The following is a 22,970-nucleotide window of genomic DNA, read 5'->3' on the forward strand; positions in this document are numbered from 1 at the left end:
TCTAGCGCTAGTCGCCCGCCCCGCGCGCGATCAAGGCATCACCCAACGTCTGCGCCCGCCGCACACTACGAATAATCACCGGCACCCCCACGCTCACCAGCGACATGCGTGAACCCCTGGCCCTCGCGGCGTCAATAGCCTGCGCTACCGCCTGCAACTGCACCGGAATCAACCGGATCGTCAACATCAACGTCAACGTCACCGCCTGCACCGGCACCCCCACCCGCCCCAAAGGACCAAGCCCGCGCTCCAACGCATCCAACATGGCACTCACCCGAGTGGTCAACGTAAACAGCGTCGCCGCAACAATCGACGCATACACGCTAAAGAAAATAGTGACGCCGCGTGACACACCATTCATCCAACACGTCGCCGCACTCAGCACCAGCAACACCGGCAGCGGCGGCAACACCTGCGCCCACGCAACCCGCACAGGAATACGCGACACCGCATAACCCAGCAACGCCACCACAGTCGTAGCAGCCGCCACCCACGGATCAGTCACCACAACGCTCACCACCACAATGAACGCCACCAACGCCAGCATCTTCACCCCCGGGCGCATCCGATGCAGCACCGTATCGCCATCGATATAGGTGCCCAACATCGCATTGGTCACCAGCACATTACGCACAGACGCCATCACACCACCCGGCGCGTATAAAAATCAATGACGTCGCGGGGCTCACCATCAGCCACAATACTGCCCTGGTCAATACACAACGCCCGATCAAAATCGGACACAAAATCCAGATCATGCGTCACCACAAACATCGACTGCTCAATGCCAGCGAACACCTCACGCAGCATCATCCGGTTACGCAAATCCAACAACGTTGTGGGCTCGTCAGCGATGATCAACTGCGGCTGCATCACGCACACCGACGCCAACGCCAACAACTGCTTCTGCCCACCCGACAACACATGCGGCGAACGCTCAGCCAACTCGCCCAAACCAAAACGATCCAACACAGCCTCCGCCGCCCGCCGACGCTCCCCCTTATTTTTGACGTCGCGACGCAAACTGAACTCCACGTCCTCACGCACCGTCGGCATGATGATCTGATTATCAGCATCCGCAAAAACAAAACCCACGCGGCGCCGAACCTGCTTGCCCTGCTTCACCGGGTCCAAACCATCCACCTGAACAGTGCCACACGTAGGCTCCAGCAGGCCGTTAATCATCCGCACAAACGTCGACTTCCCGCCCCCATTCGGCCCGATGATCGCCACGCGGCGCTGAGCCAACGCGACGTCAACACCAGAAAGAATCATCCGATCGCTGCGGTCGGGCTGAAACCCCACCGCAGAAAAAACAACCTCCGGGGTACTACTAGCGCACATCGGGCAACGCGCGCACAACCGCCACCGAAATCACAGTGATAGCGATCGCCTTAATAACCAAACCCGGAAGGAAGGCAACCTGGGCGCTCACCGCAGCCTGCAAATCCAAGCCGGAACGGATCATCAAACCAGGCACACCAAACACGTACTGCGACAACAACGCCACCACAGCAGCTGCGGCGAAACCAACGGTCATCGCACCCGTGGGGCGCTTCAGCGAACCTTGCGAAATCCAGCCAGCAATAGGAGCAGAGAAAAGATACCCCACCAGATAACCCGCCGTCGGGCCAGCCATCGCCGCCAACACCGTGCGGCCACCAGGCAGAACCGGCAAACCAATCACACCAAGCAGCAAGAACACCGCCACAGCGAACGTGCCGCGCTTAGGGCCCAACACCAGACCAGCCAAAACACAAAACGCATTCTGCAACACGATCGGCACACCAGCCACAGGGGAAGGAATCGACACCATGCCCGAGGCAATAATCAGGGCTGCGAACACCGCGACAGACGCAATCGTGCGAAGTTGAGTAGAAGACATGCACCTATTCTTACATGAAATGTAAAATTACCTACACCTTGGGGGTGCGGATTTAAGGGCGAGTATGGCCATCCCCACGCACAATCCACTTCATCGCCGTCAACTCCGGCAAACCCATCGGCCCACGCGCATGCAACTTCTGCGTCGAAATACCAATCTCCGCGCCCATACCAAACTGCTCACCATCACTAAACGCAGTCGACGCATTAACGTTAACCACCGCAGAATCCACCCGGGCAACAAAATAATCAGCCGTGGACACCGAATCCGTCACAATCGCATCCGTATGACCGGAGGAAAAACGCGCAATGTGATCCACCGCAGCATCCACACCATCAACCCTGGCCAAAGCAATATCCATCGACAGATACTCCTCCTGCCAATCCTGTATCGTCGGCTCCACCCGATCTACAAAACTCAAGCCCTCCAGCTGCTCCGCGTGCACACGCACACCCGCAGACTCCAACGCATCAACAATGCGCTGCTGCGCGACCGCAGGCAACGCGGCGTCAACAAGCACAGTCTCCGTCGCATTACACACCGACACACGCCGCGTCTTGCCATTGAGCAACACCTTGATCGCCATATCCACATCCGCGTCACGATCAACAAACACATGGCAATTACCCGTGCCGGTCTCGATCACCGGCACCGTCGAGGTAGTCACCACCCGCTCAATCAACCCCGCCCCACCGCGCGGAATCACAACATCCACCAAGCCACGCGCCGCCAACAGGGCATCAATCGACTCGTAATCCACAGGCAACAACTGCACGCACTCACGCGGCAACCCCTCCGCCGCAGCCGCATCCTGCAACAACGCCACCAAAGCCCGGTTGGACTGCTCCGCACTACGCGACCCCCGCAACACCGCCGCATTGCCCGACTTCAACGCCAAACCAAACGCATCCACCGTCACGTTCGGCCGCGCCTCGTAAATCATCCCCATCACACCCAGAGGGACGCGGACTTTCTGCAAGCGCAAACCATTAGGCAACGTCCGGCCACCAAGGACCTCCCCCACCGGATCCGGCGCCGCAACCAACTGGCGCAAACCACCAGCAATACCTTCCAAACGCTCGCGGTCCAGACGCAAACGATCCAGCAAAGAATCGTCCATATCTGCCGCTTGAGCTGCGGCAACGTCGCGATCATTTGCGGCCAGAATCCCCTCGGCGTCATCAATTAATGACGCCGCGGCGCGCTCCAGCACCGCATTTTTCACCGCCGTAGAAACCACGGCAAGCTCACGGGAAGCCGCGCGTGCAGAGACAAGGGTTGAATGGACTGCTTCAGTGATGCTGGACATAGTCACCCAGCATAGCCCGGAAGCTAGGCGCGGGTGACGAAATTCGACAGATAATCCGCGTGCACCACAGGCCTGTGCATGCCCTCTGGCAACTCGGCGGTCTGCTTACCCAACATGCCCACCAAGGTGCGGCTATCGTAGGCGACCTCGCCGCGGCCGATGACCTCACCCTTCGGGCCGTGGATTTCCACGATGTCACCCGAATGGAACTCGCCGCTGATCTCCGTCACGCCCACCGCCAACAAACTGGTGCCGCCGCTAGTCACCGCACGCATCGCGCCCTCATCGATACGCAAGGTGCCGGACACGTCCGCCGCATACAACGCCCAAAACTTCCAGGCAGACAAGCGGCCCTCACCAGGGTGGAAAACAGTGCCACAGGAAGCATCGCCCAACGCCGTCGCAATATCGGATGCGCTAGCCAACAACACCGGCACCCCACTGCGGGAGGCCAAACGCGCCGCCGACACCTTCGACCCCATCCCGCCGGTACCCACGCGGCCACCGTCACCCGCGACGACGTCATCAAGATCACCGGCCCCACGCACCTCAGAGATGAAACGCGCCTGCGGGTCGGCAGGGTTACGGTCATACAGGCCATCCACGTCGGACAACAGCACCAACGCATCCGCCCCCACCAGGTGCGCCACAATCGCCGCCAAACGGTCGTTGTCGCCAAAGTTCAGCTCCGTGGTGGCCACCGTGTCATTTTCGTTAATGATCGGCACGCAATGCATCTGGCGCAAACGGTCAATAGTGCGCTGGGTGTTGCGCGCCCTGCTGCGGATACCGGCATCGCTCGCGGTGAGCAGCACCTGCCCCACCACGCGATCGTAGCGGGCAAAACTGCGCCCCCACTCGTGCGCCAACGCAACCTGGCCGACGCTGGCCGCCGCCTGCTTCGTGGCAAGATCCTTTGGGCGATGGATCAATCCCAGCGCTGGCATACCGGCAGCCACCGCACCGGAAGACACCACGTACACATCGCTGCCGCGCTCCATCCGAGCCTGCAAAGCATCGACGAACGCATCGATGCGGTCGGCGTGCACCCGCAGGTCATCGCCGGTCAGCGAGGAAGAGCCAATCTTGACAACAATCTTCTTAGCGCCCGCGATCTGCGAACGAATATCCACTGTTGCGTCCACTGTTTAGCCCTGCCACCGCTCGCGATCAGCCACCTGGCCGTCACCAAAATCAAACTCGTCGATCAGGCCACGGCGGACCTGGGATGCGCGCTTACGTTCCGCCGCAGACACACGACCGGTCTTTTCCAGGCGCACGTCGGTACCGCGGCCCGTCATGGTGGTGTCCACGCCCGCGGCAGTCATCGGCTCCCACTCGAAGCTAATCTCGCCGATCGTGACGGTGCAGCCCTCGACAGCGCCCGCCTTGAACAACGCTTCCTCCACGCCGAGCTTCGCCAGGCGATCACCGAGGAAGCCGATGGCCTCGTCGTTTTCAAAGTCGGTCTGGCGGATCCAACGCTCCGGCTTTTCGCCACGGATGATAAAGCCGTCCTCAACTTCGGGGTCTGCCTCGACCACAAAGTCGCGCTTACCGTCCACGGCCTTGGGGCGGATGATGGTCTTGACCTTCACCTTGTCCTTGTTCAGACGCTGCTGCTCGGCACGGTGGGCCTGCACCATTTCCATCAGCTTGTACTTCAACGGCTCCAGCCCTTGATGCGCCACAGTGGAGATGATGAAGATCGGCCAGCCGAATTTTTCCTTCAGATCCTCTTCAACGAACTCTGCGAGCTCGCGGGCCTCGGGCACATCAGCCTTGTTGAGGATGATGATGCGCGGGCGGTCCTTCAGGTCACCTAGGCCGGTGTCGCCGTCGAGAGCGGACTCGTAGGCGGCCAGCTCAGCCTCCAGGGCCTCGATGTCGCTGGCAGGATCGCGCCCGGGTTCCAGCGTCGCGGCGTCAACAACGTGCGCAAGCACCGCAGTGCGCTCAATGTGACGCAGAAAGTCCAAACCCAACCCCTTGCCCTCGGATGCGCCGGGGATCAATCCGGGAACATCAGCGATGGTGAAGGTGTCGTGTGCGACATTGACCACGCCAAGGTTGGGCTGCAGCGTCGTAAAGGGGTAGTCGCCGATCTTCGGCTTAGCCGCAGACAACACCGACACTAGGGAGGATTTACCCGCCGAGGGGAAACCCACTAGCCCTACGTCCGCCATGGATTTGAGTTCCAAAATGACGTCGTGTTGCTCCCCCGGCTCACCTTTGAGCGCGAACCCAGGTGCTTTACGCGCCCGAGATGCCAGTGCCGCGTTACCTAACCCACCATGGCCACCGGCTGCCGCCACATAGCGCATGCCATTGTCGGTGAGGTCGGCCATGACGTTACCCTTTTCGTCCAGCACAACAGTGCCGGCAGGGACCTTCATCACGAGGTCTTCACCGCGGGCACCGTTGCGGTGGTCGCCGGCACCATTGGCACCGCGCTGGGCTTTAATGTGGGGGCGGAAGTGGAAGTCCAGCAGGGTGTGCACCTGCGGGCTTACCTCCAGTATGATGTCGCCACCATGGCCTCCGTTACCACCGTCGGGCCCGCCGAGGGGCTTGAATTTTTCGCGGTGGATGGAGGCACAACCGTTGCCGCCGTCACCGGCGATCAGGTGGAGCACGACGCGGTCGACGAAGCGGTTCATGTGTTTCCTTTTAAGATCTAGAAAGTTTAAGCACTTGAGTGTAGCTCAAAGCACACGCGATCCACACCATCCCAGCAGCAGACAATACCGCCGGAGTAGAGGGGGCAAGGCCCAACGCGTAGGAGCAGAAGAACAACACAAGCGGGACGATAGCCCACCCGATGCACAGCATGGTGCCGGTTTTCTTTGACAGGCGCTCGGCTAGGTAGAGGTAGAACAACCAATAGGCGGCCACGGAAAGCACCTCGACAACCCCGAGGGTGACAGCGAATGCCCGGGGCTGGATGCCGCCAGTCTTACGCAAAGTGATAAAAGCTAACAGCGCAACTATAAGGACTGCCGCGGCTTTATCGAAGGTGCAGCCTTTGGTCTGCATAGCTGATCTCCTAGGGATGTGTAAGCGCCAGCCACCATACCAAAAAACCGCCGGCCCCCTTAGGGAAACCAGCGGTTTTATGAAAGCTTGCTTTAGGCAGCTTCGGTCGGAACGATGTTCACGACGCGACGGTTGCGCTTGATGGAGAACTTCACTGCACCCTCTGCAAGAGCGAAGAGAGTGTCGTCGCCACCGCGACCGACGTTCTCACCGGGGTGGAAAGAGGTACCACGCTGGCGAACCAGGATTTCGCCGGCCTTGACCTGCTGGCCACCGAATCGCTTGACGCCTAGGCGCTTTGCCTCTGAGTCGCGACCGTTGTTGGAGCTAGATGCACCCTTCTTGTGTGCCATTGTGTTTTCCCTCCTTAAGAGAAAATCAAAGCCTGCCGGCTTACTTGATTCCGGTAACCTTCAGCACGGTCACCGGCTGGCGGTGGCCCTGACGCTTCTTGTAACCGGTCTTGTTCTTGTACTTCAGGATCTTGATCTTCGGGCCCTTAGCGTGCTCGACGATCTCAGCAGTGACGTTTACCTTGGCGAGGGCGTCAGCTGCAGAAGTTACATTAGCGCCATCGACGAGCAGAACCGGGGTGAGAGCCACGGACGAACCCGGCTCACCCTCGATCTTCTCGACCTTGACGAGGTCACCTTCGGCAACCTTGTACTGCTTGCCGCCGGTCTTGACGATCGCGTACATAGGAGGGCTACCCCTTATCTATTAACTCGGCTCAGGCTAGCGCCTGAATGGACTTCAAAAATTTGTAAACCTGTTCGGAGCACACACGTGCTCTAAACAGCGACTGTCAAAGACTACCCGGTGATGGGCCCCAAACACAAACTGAGCCCATCACCCGCACCCTAGTCTTCGCTCCGCTTGACAACAACGCGGCGACGGCGACGCCCTGAGGGGCTCGGGCGCTCAGCTTTCTTAGCAACAATCTTCGGCGCGACGGGCTCAGACTTCGCAGCTGCCGACCCCTTCTTCCTCGCGTTGTCACCATCCGATTGCTTAGCGCTGGAGATCTTCTTCACCACGCGGCGGCGGTCACGACCACGGCGGGGCTCTTCCTTCTCCGCAGGCTTCTTTGCCTCCGGCTTGGTCGCCTTGTCCCCAGCCTTGGGGGCATCCTCACGCTTGTTCAAAGACACCTTCTTGGCGCGGCGAGCCCGACGACGCTGGGAGTCACTAGGCTTAGACTCTTCCTCCGTGCGCTTGGGTTCTGCTGCCTGCTCGACTTTGTCCGGCTTGGCTTCGAAATCCTCGCGCTTGGGTGCGTGATCAGAGCGGGAGTTCCCGCGGGTCTTGCGGCGCCTGCGGGGGGACTTTTCAAACTGCTCGGTGGCTTCCTCGAAGGTCTCAGCCGGGCGGTATTGCGCACCACTGGGCTCATCGGGATCCTCCGCATCAGCCACATCCAGCGCAGCCGACACAATGCTGCTGATGCTCGGCTCAGCTGAGTCGATGTGTTCTTCCTTGCGACCTGCGCGCCGGCGGCTGTTCTTGCGAGCGGGACGTTTGTCTTTCTTCTCTTCTGCAGCATTGCCACGCTTGCCGGCACTGTCAGCGTCGTCAGAAGTTTCAGCGTCGGAAGTGTCGTCGCTGACGACTACAACTGCATCAACGAGCTCTTCGATGCTTACCCTGCGGCGGCCAGACTTACGGCGCTTATCCTCAGACTTTTCAAGCTTATCCTCCTGCTGAGTGTCCTCGGTTTTAGCTGCCTTGGCCGACTTGTCGTCCTTCTTGGGCATCTCCTCGCGGATCGGCCGGCGGCGCTTCGGGGCCTGTGCCGGCGGCGCATCGCTGGACTCATCAACAGGATCATCATGGATAATGACGCCGCGTCCATCGCACGCTTCACACTTGGTTGCGAAGGTCTCCAACAGGCCGGTACCCAAGCGCTTGCGGGTGACCTGCACGAGGCCCAGCGAGGTCACCTCGGACACCTGGTGGCGGGTGCGGTCGCGCCCCAGGGCTTCTTTCAACCTGCGCAGAACCAGGTCTTGGTTTTGCGGCAGCACCATGTCGATGAAGTCGATGACGATCATGCCGCCGAGGTCACGCAGACGCATCTGGCGGACGATCTCTTCCGCAGCCTCGAGGTTGTTCTTGGTGACTGTTTCCTCAAGATTGCCGCCGGATCCGGTGAACTTTCCGGTGTTGACGTCGATCACCGTCATCGCCTCTGTGCGTTCAATGATCAAGGTTCCGCCGGAGGGCAACCAGACCTTTTCCGACAGCGCCTTGTGCAGCTGTTCTTCCACACGGTAGGCCTTGAACACATCGTCGTCATCACCATCACGATCCTCGAAACGGTGGACTCGATCCATCAGTTCGGGCGCTACGGCGGACACGTAGGAACGCACGACGCTCCAGGAGCGCTTGCCCTGTACAACGAGCTCGTCGAAGTCCTCGTTGAAAAGGTCGCGCACAACCTTGACCAGCAGGTCGGGCTCTTCGTACAAGGTGACGGGGTCTTTAGACTTGGACTTCTTCGCTTCCGCCACCGACGCCTGGATCTGCTCCCACAGGGAGTGCAGGCGGTTGACGTCCGCTTCAATGGCCTTTTCGTGGACACCTTCTGCGGCCGTGCGGATGATCGCCCCACCGGACTTCGGCACGACGTCATGAAGAATCTGCTTGAGGCGCTTGCGCTCATTTTCGGGCAGTTTGCGGGAAATTCCCGCGCTGTGGCCGCCGGGCACGTACACAAGAAAACGTCCCGCCAAGGAAATCTGGGTGGTCAGACGCGCACCCTTGTGGCCAATGGGGTCTTTAGCGACCTGCACGAGCACTGGGTCGCCGGGTTTCAATGCCTGCTCGATCTTGCGGGAACGCCCACCGAGACCCGCGTTACGCCAGTCAACCTCACCGGCATACAGCACACCGTTGCGGCCCTTGCCGATGTCAATGAAGGCAGCTTCCATGCTGGGCAGCACATTTTGCACGCGCCCCAGGTAGACATTGCCCACCATCGAGGTTTGGGTTTCACTGGTGACGAAGTGCTCGACCAACAACCCGTCTTCAAGCACACCCACCTGGGTGACCAGGCCTGCGTGGTCTTCGCGCTGCTTTTCACGCACGAGCATGGTGCGCTTGACGGATTCGCGGCGCGCGAGGAATTCCGCCTCGGACACGATGTGGCGCTTCTTGCGGCCTTCTTCGCGCATTTCGCTGCGGCGGCGGCGCTGGGCCTCCAACCTGGTGGAACCCTTGATTGCGGTGGGTTCGTCGGTTACTTCTTCCGGCGCATCTTTAGTGTTGACGCCGCGTCCGCGACCTGCCCCACGCTTGCCGCGGCGGCGTGGGCGCTCACCGTCGGACTGTTCCTCTGTGTCCTTCGTGTCCTTGTCTGCGTGGAGGGTATGGATTTCTAGGTCATCGTCGTCGGAGTGCAGGGGTTCCGGCGGCATGAAGATGGGGGCGACTGCCGGCAGTTCTGACTGCGGTGCCGGGGTGACTTCCGGAACAACCTCGTGCAGTAGTCCGTCTTTTTCCTCCCAGACTTTGCCCTCAGCATCTTCGTCGGCCTTGTCAGTGATGCGTTCACCTAGGTCGCGTTCCACTTTCTGTTCAATTTGGTGGATTTCGTTTTCCACGTTCTTCGCAACGCGCTTGACCAGCTTGGCCTCAGCGGGGTCTTCTACAGAGCTGGCGAGTGCCTCGGCATCTACCTGGGTGGTCGCGCGGCGGCGTCGGGTTGCACGGCGTGCGGTCTTCTTCGGTTCCTTCTCGGGTTCACTGTCCTCGACCACCTCAGCCGCTGCAGCCTTGGGAGCCTTCTTAGCAGCTTTCTTGGTGGTCTTTTTGGTTGCCTTCTGCTTAGTTCCAGCCGCCTTTTTGGTGGTTTTGCGGGCCTTCTTCTTGGGCGCGAGCGCGTCGAGGGTTTTTTCCACCTCTTCGCGGCTCAGGCTAGATTGTGCGACCTTCACCAGCCCGATGCCGTCGAGGACGCTAATGAGTTCTTTGGACTGCACACCCAGCTGTTTGGCTAGTTGGTGCACGCGGGTTTTCTCCCCGATTGAGCTGCGGTCGTATGATGCTGCCGCTGTGCTTGCGGGATTAGTTGAAGCCACTGTGAGGGTTCTCCTTTTTATTTTTAATTCCCCGGGCGCTTGAGCTGCCTCGCGGGGATTGGTCTACCGCCATTGTGTCACACCCTGTCACTGGTGGGGTGAGGGACTCCTCACACCTTTACTTCCCAGACCGGAAAACAACGCGCTTGATCTAGCGACAGCAGCCGAACAACGCGGACAAACCCTCACCACCCCCACCTGGGCCGCCGCAACCATCGCTGCCCTCGCCGGACTCACCATCTGCGCCACCCTCCACGGCGCACGGGCCTACCCCGGCGCCAACGAGGTCGGCTTCACCAACGAAGGCCGCACAGCCTACGCCGATCACATCGCAGCACTGCGCGCCTTAAGCACGTCGTAAACCACCCCACACACCGGCGCATGCACACCACGATCTCTACCCATCCGCACAATCGACCCCAACTGCACATCGAGCTCATTCCGCCGACCTGCAGCAATATCGCGTTGCATACTGCTTGTTGACGCCGCGTCCATCCGGTCCGCAAACGCCATCGTGCGCACCACGACGTCATCGCTCAACGGAACACCACACTCGCGCCCAACCCGCGCGGTTTCCTCCATCATCTCCTGCAAATCACCCCGCAACTCGCTCAACGCATAGCCCAGCGGTTTATCCGCCAACGCCCCCAACGCGCCAAACGTCGCCACAAACATGGCCTTCTCCCACACATCCACCCAAATGTTATCCAGCACAGCCGCATCAACACCCTGGGAAGCCAGCAGGCCAATCATCCGCCCCACAGCCTCCGGCACCGGTTGGCCAGGGGCAAAACTGCCCACATTCAACCCCCACGGTCCAGGCAACAACCGCGCAGTAGCAGGACCCTCATGGTGCATGAACCCCCGCACCACACCCGGAATGACAACCTGCTCCCCCACTACCTCAGCCGCCCGAATCGCCGACTCCACACTGTTATGAGTCACGACAATAGGAACATCCCGGCCAAAGCCATCAAACTCCCCCTCAAAAGAAAAGGCCTTCGTCGCAATCAACACCACATCCGGCCGGGCAGCCAACACCTGCTCAAGAGGGCCCGCATCCGCGGAAAAACACAAAGACTCAGCCTGCCCAGAACGGGCATCAACAAACTCCGCCTGGCCAGAACGAAGATGCTCCAAAGTTTCACCCCGAGCAACAAACGTCACCCGACCCCCCGCCCGAACCAAAGGAGCAGCAAAACTCACTCCGACCGCCCCGGCGCCAACAATGCATACGTGAAGATCAGTCATGCCTCGACACTACCGAAACAAACACGGCGGTGACCACGGCCACACAAGCACCAAAGCCAAGCATCTGCGGATAACTAAGCACCCCACCCAAACGCGTCAACAACGCAGGAAACACCATCCCCACATAGGTGAAGCAATAGAAAATACCCGTCAAACCAGCCAAATCATTCGGCGGGGCCATCTGCTGAACCTGATTAAGTCCATTAAACATCCCCAACCCATAACAAGCCCCAACCACAGCACACGTCACAATCGCCAGGGGCAAACTCCGCTCCGCCGCAGTCCACGCAGCAAGCACCATCCCCACACACGCCAACCCCAACGCAATCAAGGTGCCCCGAATACCCCCACCAGCACAAATACGCGGACCAAACTGCTGCACCACAAAACCCACCCCCAGCGTCACCAAACACGCAAACGCATTAAAAGCAATAGGCACCGACACCCTATCCTGCATCAACGTCGGCACAATCGCATTACCCGTAAAGCCCGAACCAAACACCCACGGAGCAGCCGGCACCACCACAAACATAAACCGAGGCAAACGCGCCGAAGGCACCGAACAATCAGCCCACCACGAACCCTTCACACGCAAATGGGCACTCTGCCTTGTTTCCGGAACCACCGACAACAACGGCAACAATGCCACCGTCAACGCCAGATGGATTCCATACGCCAACTGCCCCGGCCAAGGCGCCCACTGCGCCAGCACACCCGAAACTAGAGCCCCCAAAGCAAAACCCGCAGTCAACGACATCGCCGCCCGCTTCGCCCCCGAAGCACCCGACGACAACTCCTTCAACCAACTACCCCCAGCAGTCATCACCATCCCCACCGCAGCACCCGCCAAAAAACGACCCCCCGCCATCAACAACTCCACATGCTCCCCCAGGGCAATCAACACCGACGCCACAATAGCCACAACCGGCGCTGGCAACATCACCGGTTTGCGCCCATACCTATCCGACAAAGGCCCACTAAGCAGCAACGCCACCACAACCCCCAAGGCATACATCGCCAACATAGAGTCAACAAACAACGCACTAAAATCGCCGCGCTGGCGATAGAACACTAGAAGCGGCGTAAAGGTGTTGCCTCCCCACGCAACAGCAAACATGCCGAGCGCAACAGGAAGCCAGATCATCGGGTGAGCAGTGCGAGACATAGTGCAACCATACCGGGGGCGCCCGGAACAAGGCAGCACTAGCTGCAGCAAACAAGCATAGCCACCTCTATTCACACTAAAGTTGTAGTGCTTATTGCACTCAATATTAGATGCCGCTAGCCTCTTAAGAACCAACGTTTCCTACACAAGGAGTTCACTTGAGCAAGCTCATTCGCCTCGCAGCACTGCCGCTGGCCGCAGCACTCGCACTGACCGGTTGCAGCACCGCAAACGAATCTGCCGACTCTAGCGAGTCCAAGACCACCACCGCCGAAGCAAACGGCACCCACGACATCGTCGACGCCGACGGCAACACCGTCGCCGTACCCGACGACCCGCAGCGCATCGTCGCCACCGACAACACCATCTTCCGCACCATCAACGACTGGGGCGTCAAACTCGTAGCGGCACCGCAGGCCATCATGGCCCCCACCAGCCCCTACAAGACCGACCCCTCCATCACCGACATCGGCAGCCACAAAGAGCCGAACATGGAAGTCTTCGTCTCCGCCGACCCTGACTTGGTGCTCACCGGCAACCGCTACGGCAAGCGCCTCGATGAAATTAAGCAGCTCGTCCCCGACGCAGCAGTCGTCAACACCGACATCCGCACCGGCTTCGGCGGCGAAGACGCCCCGCTGGCAGACAAGCTGCGCGACCAGACCAAGATGCTCGGCGAAGCTCTGAACAAGCAAAAAGACGCCGACAAGCTGATCGAAAACTTCAACAAGGCCATCGAGCGCGCACAAAAGGCCTACAACAAAGACGAAAAGGTCATGGGCCTGCTGACCACCGGTGGCGACATCAACTACGCCGCACCGCACGTCGGCCGCTCCGTCGGCCCGATCTTCGACATGGTCGGCCTCACCCCCGCCCTGGAAATCGAAAACGCTTCCAAGGAGCACACCGGTGACGACATCTCCGTCGAAGCCATCGCACAGTCCAACCCCGACTGGATCATCGTCCTCGACCGCGACGCCTCCTTCAAGTCCAACGAACCGGACTTCACCCCCGCCGCGGACATCATCGCAAACTCCGAAGCACTGAAGGACGTACCCGCTGTCAAGAACGGCAACATCTACATCCTGCCCGGTGACTTCTACCAGACCGAAGACATCCAGTCTTACACCGACGCGCTCAACCAGCTCGCCGAAGCCATGGAGAAGGCTGCTAAAAAGTAAAAGCTAACCCTCCAACCAAAAATCCAGCACACACCCTGTGCTGGGTTTTTTGACTAGAAAGCTCCACATGCTCAGACTCGTCGCAGCTGGCCTGTTCACCATCGCCCTCATCGTCGCTTCCCTATTCATCGGTGTATACGACATCACCGGGGCAGACGACGGATGGCGCATGTTCGCAATCACCCGCATCCCCCGCACCATCGCTCTGGTGCTCGCCGGAGCATCCATGTCGATGAGCGGACTGGTAATGCAACTACTCACCCAAAACAAATTCGTTGAACCCTCCACCACAGGCACCACCGAATGGGCAGGCCTAGGGCTTCTTCTGGTGTGGATCCTCCTCCCAGACCCCAGCCTCACAGAACGCATGATCGGCGCCATCATCGCCTCCTTCCTAGGTACCATGGTGTTCTTCCTCTTCCTGCGGCGCGTCACACTGCGCTCCAGCCTCATCGTGCCCATCATCGGCACCATGCTCGGAGCAGTCGTCAGCGCACTATCTACCTTCCTTGCACTCAAAACCAACCTGCTGCAAAGCCTGGGCATCTGGTTCGCCGGTAACTTCACCTCCGTCGTCCGCGGCTCCTACGAACTCCTGTGGATCGTCGCCGCCATGTCCATCGCCGTCTTCTTCATCGCCGACCGCTTCACCGTCGCGGGCCTCGGAGAAGACGTCTGCACCAACGTTGGCGTCAACTACAACAGGGTCATCCTCATCGGCGTCGCCATGATCAGCATCGTCACCGGCGTCAACACCGTCGTCATCGGCGCACTGCCCTTCCTTGGACTGATCGTGCCCAACATTGTCAGCCAATTCCGTGGCGACAACCTCCGCAGCAACCTCCCCTGGGTGTTCCTCCTCGGCATCTGGGTACTAGTCATCTGCGACCTCATCTCCCGCACCATCATTGCCCCCTTCGAAGTCCCCGTCTCCCTCATCCTCGGTGTCCTCGGCGCCGCAGTGTTCATCATCCTGATCCTCAGGGGGCGCCGCCGTGTCTAAGCACCTTTCCCACACCCGCTACTGGGCAACACTCACCGTCCTCATCATCGCGGCCATCCTACTCACCTTCGGGCTCTTAAGCTGGAACAACCCCCTGCCCTTCGGCTCCACCGGCTACTGGCGCATCGCCACCATGCGCGCCAACTCCATCATCGTCATGGCCCTTGTCGCCATCTGCCAGGCCTACGCCACCGTCACCTTCCAAACAGTCACCAGCAACCGCATCATCACCCCCTCAATCATGGGCTTCGAAGCCCTCTACGTCGCCGTAAACACCGCCGCCGTGTTCTTCCTCGGGTACGCCGGCCTCAGCCTCATGGAAGGGCCCAGCGCCTTCGCCGCCCAAGTCGCCCTCATGATGGTCTTCTCCGGCCTACTCTACGTGTGGCTACTCAGCGGAAAACTCGGCAACCTACACGTCATGCTGCTCATAGGCATCATCCTCGGCGGAGGCCTACGGTCCCTCGCATCCTTCATGCAACGCCTACTGACCCCCGGCGAATTCGACATCCTCACCGCCAAACTCTTCGGCAACGTCTCCAACGCCCACACCGACAACCTGCCCTACGTCATCCCCATCACCATCGCCGCCGCACTATTCCTCCAATCCCGCAGCCGCAGACTCAACGTCCTCGCCCTCGGCCGAGACACCGCCACAAACCTCGGCATCAACCACCGACGCGACACCATCATCACCCTATTCACAGTCTCACTGCTCATGGCCATGACAACCTCACTCGTAGGCCCCATGACCTTCCTCGGGTTCCTCATCGCCACACTCACCTACCAACTGTGCGACACCTACGACCACAAATTCCAACTCCCCATGGCCACCCTCGTAGGCTATGTCGTACTCGTCGGCTCATACTTCATCATGCGCAACATCTTCTACGCCGAAGGTGCTGTCACCATCATCATCGAACTGGTAGGCGGCACCACATTCCTGTTCTTCATCATGCGAAAGGGACGCCTGTGATCACCCTGAAAGACGTCACCAAAAAATACTCCTCCGACACCACCATCGGCCCCCTCAACATCAACATCCCCGCCGGAGGCATCACCGCCCTCGTCGGCCCCAACGGCGCCGGAAAATCCACCATGCTCACCATGATGGGCCGCCTCATGCAACCAGACTCCGGCACCATCACCATCGGCGGCCACGACGTCGCAACAACCCCCACAAACGAACTCGCCAAAGTCGTCTCCATCCTGCGGCAAGAAAACCACTTCGTCACCCGCCTCACCGTCCGCCAACTCGTCGGCTTCGGCCGCTACCCCTACTCCAAAGGCCGCCTACGCCCCGAAGACATCACACACATCGACCAAGCACTCGAATTCCTCAACCTCATCGACCTGCAAGACCGCTACCTCGACGAACTCTCCGGCGGCCAACGCCAACGCGCCTACGTCGCCATGGTGCTGGCCCAAGACACCGACTACGTCCTACTCGACGAACCCCTCAACAACCTCGACATGCAGCACTCAGTACAAATGATGAAACAGCTGCGTCGAGCCTGCGACGAACTAGGCCGCACCGTCGTCGTCGTCCTCCACGACATCAACTTCGCCGCCGCCTACGCCGACCACATCTGCGCCATGAATAACGGCCAGGTCACCGTCTTCGGCACACCCCGCGACGTCATGAATGATGAAACCCTCAGCCACGTATTCCACACCCCCGTTTCGGTGTTTGATCACAGCGGCCGACTACTCGCCAGCTATTTTTAACCCATGATCGTCCTCGATGACGTCGCGGTCAGCTACGGCGCCCAGCGCGTGCTCACCGTCCAACACCTGAGCATCGCGCGCGGGCAACGCGTCGCCGTCATGGGGCCGTCCGGATCCGGAAAATCCACCCTTGCAGCCCTCATCGGAGGCTTCCTCCCCGACACCGCCCGCGTCGAAGCCACACGCATACACGTCGACGGGCGAGTCGGATTCGTCTCCCAAGACGCGTTCGGGGCACTCAACCCACTCATGCGCGTCGACAAACAAATCGCACTCATCGGCGACCCACACACCCTCGGCGACGTAGGCCTCGACCCCACACTCTGGCACCGCTACCCCCTCGAACTCTCCGGCGGACAACGCCAACGCGCAGCCATCGCCTTCGCCCTCGCCACCAACCCCGACATCCTCATCGCCGATGAAATCACCTCCGCCCTCGACCCCATCGCCATCGTCGACATCATCAACTGCCTGCGCAACATCGACAAAACCCTACTGTTCCTCACCCACCACCAGGGCGCCGCCAACGCGCTATGCGACACACACCTCCAACTCCCATGAACAATCCACTCGTACAGCTCAACTGCGTCAGCTACCGCAACATCATCCACGACGCCACCCTCAACATCCATCCCGGCGACCGCCTCGGCATCATCGGCCCCTCCGGCTCCGGCAAAACCACCCTCATGCGGCTCATGATGGGCGCCCTCACCCCCACCACCGGCACCGTACGCACCCGCGGCAGATTCAGCTACATCCCCCAAGACATCGACGCCAGCCTCAACCCCCACCTGAGCGTCCGCGACGTCATCATCGAACCCGCCCGCATCAACCGCATCGAACCGCCATCCGTCGACAACCTCCTGCGCACCCTCGACCTCGACCCAGCCCTCGCCGACCGCAGCCCCCGCGAACTATCCGGCGGCCAACGCCAACGCGTCGCCATCGCCCGCACCCTCATCACCGACCCAGACATCATCTACGCCGACGAAGCCCTCAGCGCCCTCGACGCCCACACCAAACACCTCGCCCTCGACACCTTTACCAACACCACCCTCGTGCTAGTCACCCACGACCTGTCCGCCATCAACACGCTCTGCAACCGCTGGATCGTCATGGACCAAGGACACATCGCCCAACAATCAACCGGTCCCTTAACTGATGACGCCGCGGCCGCCGAACTCATCCACGCAGCCCGCACGCTCGGAGAATTCCCCTGATGCGCAGCCTGCCCGCAGCCACCCAACTGCTGCTCGTCACACAAATGCTGTTCAACGTCGGCTTCTACCTCGTCGTGCCCTTCCTCGCGAACTACATGACCGAGTCCCTGGCCGCCACCGGAGCCATCGTCGGTATCGTCCTCGGCCTGCGCGCCTTCAGCCAACAAGGACTGTTCTTCATCGGCGGAGGCCTCACCGACCGCTTCGGTGTCAAGCCCGTCCTACTCACCGGCATAGCCATCCGCGTCATCGGATTCATCGCAGCCGGCCTATCCCACAACATTGAGATGCTCACCCTCTCCGTGGTGCTCATCGGCTTCGCCGCCGCACTGTTTTCCCCCGCGGCCGAAGCAGCCTTCGCCGAAATCGGCCGCTGCATCGAAGAACACGGCGGCATGACCCGCTCCGAACTTTTCGCCCTCGACGCTTTCTTCTCCAAAATCGGCGCACTCACCGGCCCCCTCCTCGGCGCCGTAGTCATCAACCAAGGATTCAACATCGCCTGCTTCATAGCAGCCGGAATCTTCGCCTTCCTCTTCTTCTCTCACCTCCTCGTCATCCCCCCGGTACGCACGCAGCGACAACAAACCCTCGGATTCGGCACCGTCTTACGCAATCGCACATTCCTCTGGTTCGCCCTCGCCTACTCAACAGGGCTCGTCGCCTACAACCAGCAATACCTCGCCCTACCCGCCGAACTCCGCCGAGCCACCGGCAGCGCAGACGCCCTCGGGTGGATGTTCGTCTACTCCAGCATCCTGGTCCTCGCCCTCCAAATACCCATCGCACGACTCGGCAGACGCCTCGGGCACCGCACCGCCATCACCACAGGATTCGCCCTACAAGCACTCGGATTCGCCACCCTCGCCGCCTGGCACACGGGGTCATACCTCCCCGCGCTCACCATGCTTACCCTCCTACACACCGGACAAATGCTCGCTATCCCCCTCGCCCGAGACATCGTCGGAAAACTCGCCGGCGAACAACAACTCGGCGCCTACTACGGGTTCCTCAACTCCTTCGGCGGCGGCGCAGTACTCATCGGATCCGCCGTCGTCGGATACCTCCTGGACTACCCCGCGGCCTACTTGCCGTGGTTATTCCTCGCCGCCACATTAGGGTGCTCCGCCATCGCCTTAGCTAAAATCACTGCAAACAACCAACCATAGAAGGAACAACAATGACCAAACGTGCCCTCGCAGCACTCGCGCTCCTCCTCACCGCCTGCACCAGCACCCCTACCGACAACAACACCCTCGCCATCGCCCTCCCCTTCGAACCCGTCGCGTCCCTCTCCCCCTTCTCCGACGATGCACTCATGACCACCCGCATCGGCGTCGGCGAAACCCTCGTCGGCCTCGACGACAACGGCGTCGCACAACCCTGGCTCGCGCAATCCTTCACCCGCCCCGACGACTCCACCGTGGTATTCACCCTCCGCGACGACGCCACCTTCCACGACGGCACCCCCGTCAACGCTGAAGCCGTCGTCCGCTCCCTACAAGCCGCATGGGACGCGGCGTCACGACCCAAAGGCCTCGGCAAAACCCCCCTCAGCTTCGAAGCCGTCGACGAACACACCGTCAAAGTAACCAGCGAAAAACCCGACCCCATCCTGCCGCAACGCTTCGCTGACTCCGGCACCATCATCCTCGCCCAAGCCGCCTACAAAGACCCCGCCAATCCCACCATCGTCGGCACCGCCACCGGCCCCTACGTCCTCGACAGCGTCACCACCACCGAAGCCACCACCCACAAAAACGAAAAATACTGGGACGGCACCCCCAAACTCGACACCCTCACCGTCGACTTCATCCCCGACGGTCCCGCCCGCACCAACGCCATCCGCGCCGGCGAAGTAGCAATGGCACAAGCCGTCCCCATCGCCCAACTGTCCTCCCTCGGCGACGCCGAACTGCAATCAACTCCCCTTCCTCGCGGCGTCTACCTACACCTCAACAGCGCACGCGGCCCCTTCACCGACCCCAAACTCCGCGCAGCCGCAGCCAAAGCCGTCAACCCCAACGACATCGTCACCACCATCTACGAAAACCACGCAGGCAAAGCCAACGGCTCCATCTTCTCCACCGAAGCCAACTGGGCAGTTAAATCCGCCAACACCACCACCGACGCCGCCGACCCCAACGGCACCACCATCCGCCTCGCCACCTGGACCGAACGCCCCGAACTCGGCGAAGTAGCATCCGTCATTGCAGAACAACTCCGCGCCGCAGGCTTCAACGTCGACATCACCGTCACCGACTACAACTCCCTCGAAAAAGCCCTCCTCGACGGAGAATTCGACGCCGTCATCGGCTCCCGCAACTACCAACTCGGCGCCGCAGACCCCGTCAGCTTCCTCGCCTCCGACTACAGCTGCGACGGCTCCTACAACCTCTCCCGCTTCTGCGACGCAACCATCGACGCAGCCATCGACAAAGCAAGCTCCATCTCCGACGTCGAGCAACGCTTCGAAGAAGCCGCACGCATCGGTGCAGACATCGTCGCAGCCAACGCCGTCATCCCCCTGGCACACGAATACTCCATCAACGCTGTTAATCACGTCAACGACCTCAGCAAAGATCCCTTCGAACGCCGCCTGATCACCGTCGACACCCACCGCTAATGAAGAAGGCCCTCACCGCGGCGGTACTGCTGCTGATCACAAGTATCATCACAGCACTACTGCCGTGGATCGCCGACCGCGACCCCGCCATGGCGGTGTTCCGCGCACGCGAAGCCGAACGCGCCCCCGACCCGGACGTCCTCGACAACCTACGCACCACCCTCGACCTGCCGACCACCCCCTGGCAGTCGATCAGCGCAACACTGAGCGGCAACTTCGGCACCTCCTGGATCAACCCCACTCGCAGTGCCACATCCGTTGCATGGTCGGGTCTAGGCACATCCGTAACCCTCGCGGCGTCATCAACAATATTGGCTACCGCATTGGCGTTCGCCCTTGCTTGGCCACGGATCCGCAGCGTCACAACTGGGCGCCCTTCGCGCGCATCCGACATCACAGCCATGGCGGTGCTGGGCTCCATCCCCGAATTTGTGCTGGCAGTGGTGCTGCTGGTGACCTTCGCCCTCCGCCTACGCATCGCCCCTGTGAGCGGCGTGTCCTGGCTACCGATCCTCGCCCTAGCGCTGCCGTCTGCTGGCCTGCTGGGGCGCGTCCTGCTGATCACCATCGACAACATCGGGCAAGAAGAATGGGTGCGTTCCTGGCGCATCAACGGTGTGACGCCGCGTCACATCACCACCGCACTCGCCACCCGCGCCCTAGGCACCCTGGCGCCGCTGATCGTCCTCTTTTTCGCCGGCACCATCGCATCGACAGTGTTCGTCGAATCAATCTTCAACATCCCCGGATTCGGCCGCACAGCACTGGGCGCCGCCGTCGACCAAGACCTACCCGTGCTTCAGGTCGTGGTACTCACCGCAGTAGGTATCGGCATTGCCTCCGGAGCGGTTGCTGCACTGCTGCGCTACGTGATCCTTCGCCCACTGCGCGGCGCAGGCTTCGGCAGCAGCCTAGGACACGACAAACCCAAAGGTCTCGTACCTTTTATCCTCACAATGACGCCGCTAGTGTTACTGCTCGCAGGCCTACGCACCGAAGTGCACATTGCGCCCACCGACCGCCTACTCGCGCCCAGCGCAGCCCACTGGCTCGGCACCGACCAACTAGGCCGCGACCTACTAGCCCGCCTGGCACACGGGGCGATCTACACCATCGGCACAGCCACAGCAGTGACCTTCGTGTGCGCCATCGTCGGCCTCGTGCTTGGTCTGACCGGCAGATGGGCGGCACAGGTCGGCGACACCCTCAACGCCCTACCTGCCGTGCTCATTGGGCTGGTGTTGGCTGGCGTATTCGGAGGTTCCTTGTGGACCGCAGCCGGCGCCGTCGTACTAGTCGGATGGATCCCCCTTGCCGCACATGCAGCATCTGTGGCGGCCGAAGCACGCAACACCGGGTACTACCAGTGGGCAGCTTTGAGCGGGGCGGGACTGGGCCGCCTCGTTCGCGTACACCTACTGCCCACTGTGGTGCCTGCGGTGGCGCGTCATGCGACCAGCAGGATCGCACACAATGCGCTTGCTCTCGCCGGCCTCGGCTTTTTGGGCTTGAGTGCGCCCCATGATTCCCCCGAGTGGGGCGTGGTGTTGTCGGAGTCGATCCGCTATGCGGAGAGGGCACCGTGGATGATGGCAGCCCCCACCCTGCTGCTGATTTTGTTGGGGGTGGCGGCGGCACTGGCCACCGACACCCGCCTCAAATGCTAGGAAGAAAACGAGCTGCCAAACCCGCCGGCACCACGATCATCACGTACCAAACCGCACTCCACATAACGCTGGCCGCCAGCCTTAGCCGCCCGCTCGAAGTAAGGCTCAACGCCATCAACTCACAGGTCGGCACAAAACCCAACCACCACAAACGTGCTCTGCGTTTCAGTGCCCAGGACCATCAAGGTGGTGTCCGGCTGAGCGGCTACCTGCCTGCGCATCAAGCGGCGATCGTCACGACCACGCTCAACAACCACACTGCGCCGACTGGCAAAGACGACCACCGGACGCACGCCCAACGCCTCGCTGATGCACTCGCACATGTTTGTGGCAGCGCTAGCGGTGGGCAGGCCTCCGCGTCTCTCGTTGTCTCGGTTACTTCCGAGCAGTTGTGCATACCGGATGCGCAGCGCCGCTACCCCACAAACACAGGCATAACGCTCACGGCTAAAGAAGTAATGGAGCTGATCGACCCAGAGCATGCTTTCCTGGCGATCCACCACCCCGTCACGTTCGAAGTGCTGGCTTTGGGTCGCACCAAACGACTCGCCAGCGCATTCCAGCGCATGGCCCTGTGGTTAGAACACCCCGTGTGCATGTACCCCGGTTGTCATGTCCCCGCCCATCAGTGCCAAGCCCACCACATCATCCGGTGGGAGCATGGTGGGGACACCAACCTAGACAATCTAGCGTTGTTGTGCCCCACCCACCATGCGCGCGTCACGCACAACAATAACGTTGCGCGTGCCCCCAATAAAGTGTGGGTGTCCCGAGGACAACCCCAGCCAAACAATCACCCGGCCGCACGGCGCGAGTAAAG

23 protein-coding genes are annotated in these 22,970 nt (G+C 60.8%); 11 read left to right on the forward strand and 12 right to left on the reverse strand.

All coding sequences use genetic code 11. From position 1 onward, the window contains the following. Nucleotides 1-7: 7 nt before the first annotated feature. The 10 genes from L1C91_RS06500 to L1C91_RS06545 all read right to left on the reverse strand — a co-directional run bounded on the left by L1C91_RS06500 (nt 8) and on the right by L1C91_RS06545 (nt 10,309). Complete coding sequence (locus tag L1C91_RS06500; protein ID WP_234858551.1) at nt 8-643, reverse strand: energy-coupling factor transporter transmembrane component T family protein; 636 nt, start codon at nt 641-643, stop codon at nt 8-10. After that, on the reverse strand, nt 643-1,344 hold the full coding sequence (locus L1C91_RS06505; protein WP_419178718.1) for an energy-coupling factor ABC transporter ATP-binding protein: 702 nt from the start codon (nt 1,342-1,344) through the stop codon (nt 643-645). The genes L1C91_RS06500 and L1C91_RS06505 overlap by 1 nt, the downstream gene beginning before the upstream one ends. Further along, nucleotides 1,334-1,885, reverse strand: coding sequence for a biotin transporter BioY (locus tag L1C91_RS06510; protein ID WP_234858552.1), 552 nt, complete (start codon nt 1,883-1,885; stop codon nt 1,334-1,336). The genes L1C91_RS06505 and L1C91_RS06510 overlap by 11 nt, the downstream gene beginning before the upstream one ends. A gap of 52 nt (nt 1,886-1,937) precedes the next feature. Beyond that, entirely contained in the window at nt 1,938-3,194 is a 1,257-nt protein-coding gene (locus tag L1C91_RS06515) for a glutamate-5-semialdehyde dehydrogenase (RefSeq protein WP_234858553.1), read from the reverse strand. A 23-nt stretch (nt 3,195-3,217) separates the two neighbouring features. Further along, a complete protein-coding gene (gene proB / locus L1C91_RS06520) occupies nt 3,218-4,339 on the reverse strand; it encodes a glutamate 5-kinase (RefSeq protein ID WP_234858554.1) in 1,122 nt (373 codons plus the stop codon). A 3-nt stretch (nt 4,340-4,342) separates the two neighbouring features. Then, on the reverse strand, nt 4,343-5,854 hold the full coding sequence (gene obgE, locus L1C91_RS06525) for a GTPase ObgE (protein ID WP_234858555.1): 1,512 nt from the start codon (nt 5,852-5,854) through the stop codon (nt 4,343-4,345). Nucleotides 5,855-5,864: 10 nt separating this feature from the next. Then, a complete protein-coding gene (locus L1C91_RS06530) occupies nt 5,865-6,230 on the reverse strand; it encodes a hypothetical protein (RefSeq protein WP_234858556.1) in 366 nt (121 codons plus the stop codon). A gap of 92 nt (nt 6,231-6,322) precedes the next feature. Next, a complete protein-coding gene (gene rpmA, locus L1C91_RS06535) occupies nt 6,323-6,583 on the reverse strand; it encodes a 50S ribosomal protein L27 (RefSeq protein WP_021012008.1) in 261 nt (86 codons plus the stop codon). A gap of 40 nt (nt 6,584-6,623) precedes the next feature. Continuing rightward, nucleotides 6,624-6,929 (reverse strand): 50S ribosomal protein L21, encoded by a 306-nt coding sequence (gene rplU / locus L1C91_RS06540; protein WP_021012009.1) that lies wholly within the window; start codon nt 6,927-6,929, stop codon nt 6,624-6,626. Nucleotides 6,930-7,090: 161 nt separating this feature from the next. Continuing rightward, nucleotides 7,091-10,309 (reverse strand): translation initiation factor IF-2 N-terminal domain-containing protein, encoded by a 3,219-nt coding sequence (locus L1C91_RS06545; protein WP_234858557.1) that lies wholly within the window; start codon nt 10,307-10,309, stop codon nt 7,091-7,093. Nucleotides 10,310-10,367: 58 nt separating this feature from the next. Between L1C91_RS06545 and L1C91_RS06550 the strand changes: the two genes are divergently transcribed. Continuing rightward, nucleotides 10,368-10,670, forward strand: a complete 303-nt coding sequence (locus L1C91_RS06550) for a hypothetical protein (protein ID WP_234858558.1) — start codon at nt 10,368-10,370, stop codon at nt 10,668-10,670. Here the strand turns inward: L1C91_RS06550 and L1C91_RS06555 are convergent. Together L1C91_RS06555 and L1C91_RS06560 are read right to left on the reverse strand one after the other, a co-directional pair. Continuing rightward, nucleotides 10,634-11,560 (reverse strand): 2-dehydropantoate 2-reductase, encoded by a 927-nt coding sequence (locus L1C91_RS06555; RefSeq protein ID WP_234858559.1) that lies wholly within the window; start codon nt 11,558-11,560, stop codon nt 10,634-10,636. The two genes, L1C91_RS06550 and L1C91_RS06555, sit on opposite strands and share 37 nt — an antisense overlap. After that, nucleotides 11,553-12,725, reverse strand: coding sequence for an MFS transporter (locus L1C91_RS06560; protein ID WP_234858560.1), 1,173 nt, complete (start codon nt 12,723-12,725; stop codon nt 11,553-11,555). The genes L1C91_RS06555 and L1C91_RS06560 overlap by 8 nt, the downstream gene beginning before the upstream one ends. Nucleotides 12,726-12,883: 158 nt before the next feature. Between L1C91_RS06560 and L1C91_RS06565 the strand changes: the two genes are divergently transcribed. From L1C91_RS06565 to L1C91_RS06615, 10 genes are all read left to right on the forward strand, one after another. Continuing rightward, nucleotides 12,884-13,906: a siderophore ABC transporter substrate-binding protein gene (locus L1C91_RS06565; protein ID WP_234858561.1), complete on the forward strand. Its 1,023-nt coding sequence runs from the start codon at nt 12,884-12,886 to the stop codon at nt 13,904-13,906. Nucleotides 13,907-13,973: 67 nt separating this feature from the next. Then, on the forward strand, nt 13,974-14,909 hold the full coding sequence (locus tag L1C91_RS06570; protein ID WP_234653868.1) for an ABC transporter permease: 936 nt from the start codon (nt 13,974-13,976) through the stop codon (nt 14,907-14,909). Then, nucleotides 14,902-15,885 carry an iron chelate uptake ABC transporter family permease subunit gene (locus L1C91_RS06575; protein ID WP_234858562.1) on the forward strand — a complete coding sequence of 328 codons (984 nt, stop codon included), beginning with the start codon at nt 14,902-14,904 and terminating at the stop codon, nt 15,883-15,885. Before L1C91_RS06570 ends, L1C91_RS06575 begins: the two co-directional genes overlap by 8 nt. Further along, a complete protein-coding gene (locus tag L1C91_RS06580; RefSeq protein WP_234858563.1) occupies nt 15,882-16,637 on the forward strand; it encodes an iron ABC transporter ATP-binding protein in 756 nt (251 codons plus the stop codon). Before L1C91_RS06575 ends, L1C91_RS06580 begins: the two co-directional genes overlap by 4 nt. Before the next feature lie 3 nt (nt 16,638-16,640). Then, nucleotides 16,641-17,198 carry an ATP-binding cassette domain-containing protein gene (locus L1C91_RS06585; RefSeq protein WP_278762896.1) on the forward strand — a complete coding sequence of 186 codons (558 nt, stop codon included), beginning with the start codon at nt 16,641-16,643 and terminating at the stop codon, nt 17,196-17,198. After that, nucleotides 17,195-17,857, forward strand: coding sequence for an ABC transporter ATP-binding protein (locus tag L1C91_RS06590; RefSeq protein ID WP_234858564.1), 663 nt, complete (start codon nt 17,195-17,197; stop codon nt 17,855-17,857). The genes L1C91_RS06585 and L1C91_RS06590 overlap by 4 nt, the downstream gene beginning before the upstream one ends. Beyond that, the gene (locus L1C91_RS06595) at nt 17,857-19,026 is read left to right on the forward strand and encodes an MFS transporter (RefSeq protein ID WP_234858565.1); all 1,170 of its coding nucleotides are present in this window, start codon (nt 17,857-17,859) and stop codon (nt 19,024-19,026) included. Before L1C91_RS06590 ends, L1C91_RS06595 begins: the two co-directional genes overlap by 1 nt. Before the next feature lie 11 nt (nt 19,027-19,037). After that, nucleotides 19,038-20,483 (forward strand): ABC transporter substrate-binding protein, encoded by a 1,446-nt coding sequence (locus L1C91_RS06605; protein ID WP_268836550.1) that lies wholly within the window; start codon nt 19,038-19,040, stop codon nt 20,481-20,483. Then, complete coding sequence (locus tag L1C91_RS06610; protein WP_234858567.1) at nt 20,483-22,150, forward strand: ABC transporter permease subunit; 1,668 nt, start codon at nt 20,483-20,485, stop codon at nt 22,148-22,150. The genes L1C91_RS06605 and L1C91_RS06610 overlap by 1 nt, the downstream gene beginning before the upstream one ends. Next, entirely contained in the window at nt 22,144-22,968 is an 825-nt protein-coding gene (locus L1C91_RS06615) for an HNH endonuclease signature motif containing protein (protein ID WP_234858568.1), read from the forward strand. The genes L1C91_RS06610 and L1C91_RS06615 overlap by 7 nt, the downstream gene beginning before the upstream one ends. The last annotated feature ends 2 nt before the right edge of the window (nt 22,969-22,970 follow it).

This window comes from Corynebacterium argentoratense (genome assembly GCF_021491455.1).
Lineage (GTDB): Bacteria > Actinomycetota > Actinomycetes > Mycobacteriales > Mycobacteriaceae > Corynebacterium > Corynebacterium argentoratense_A.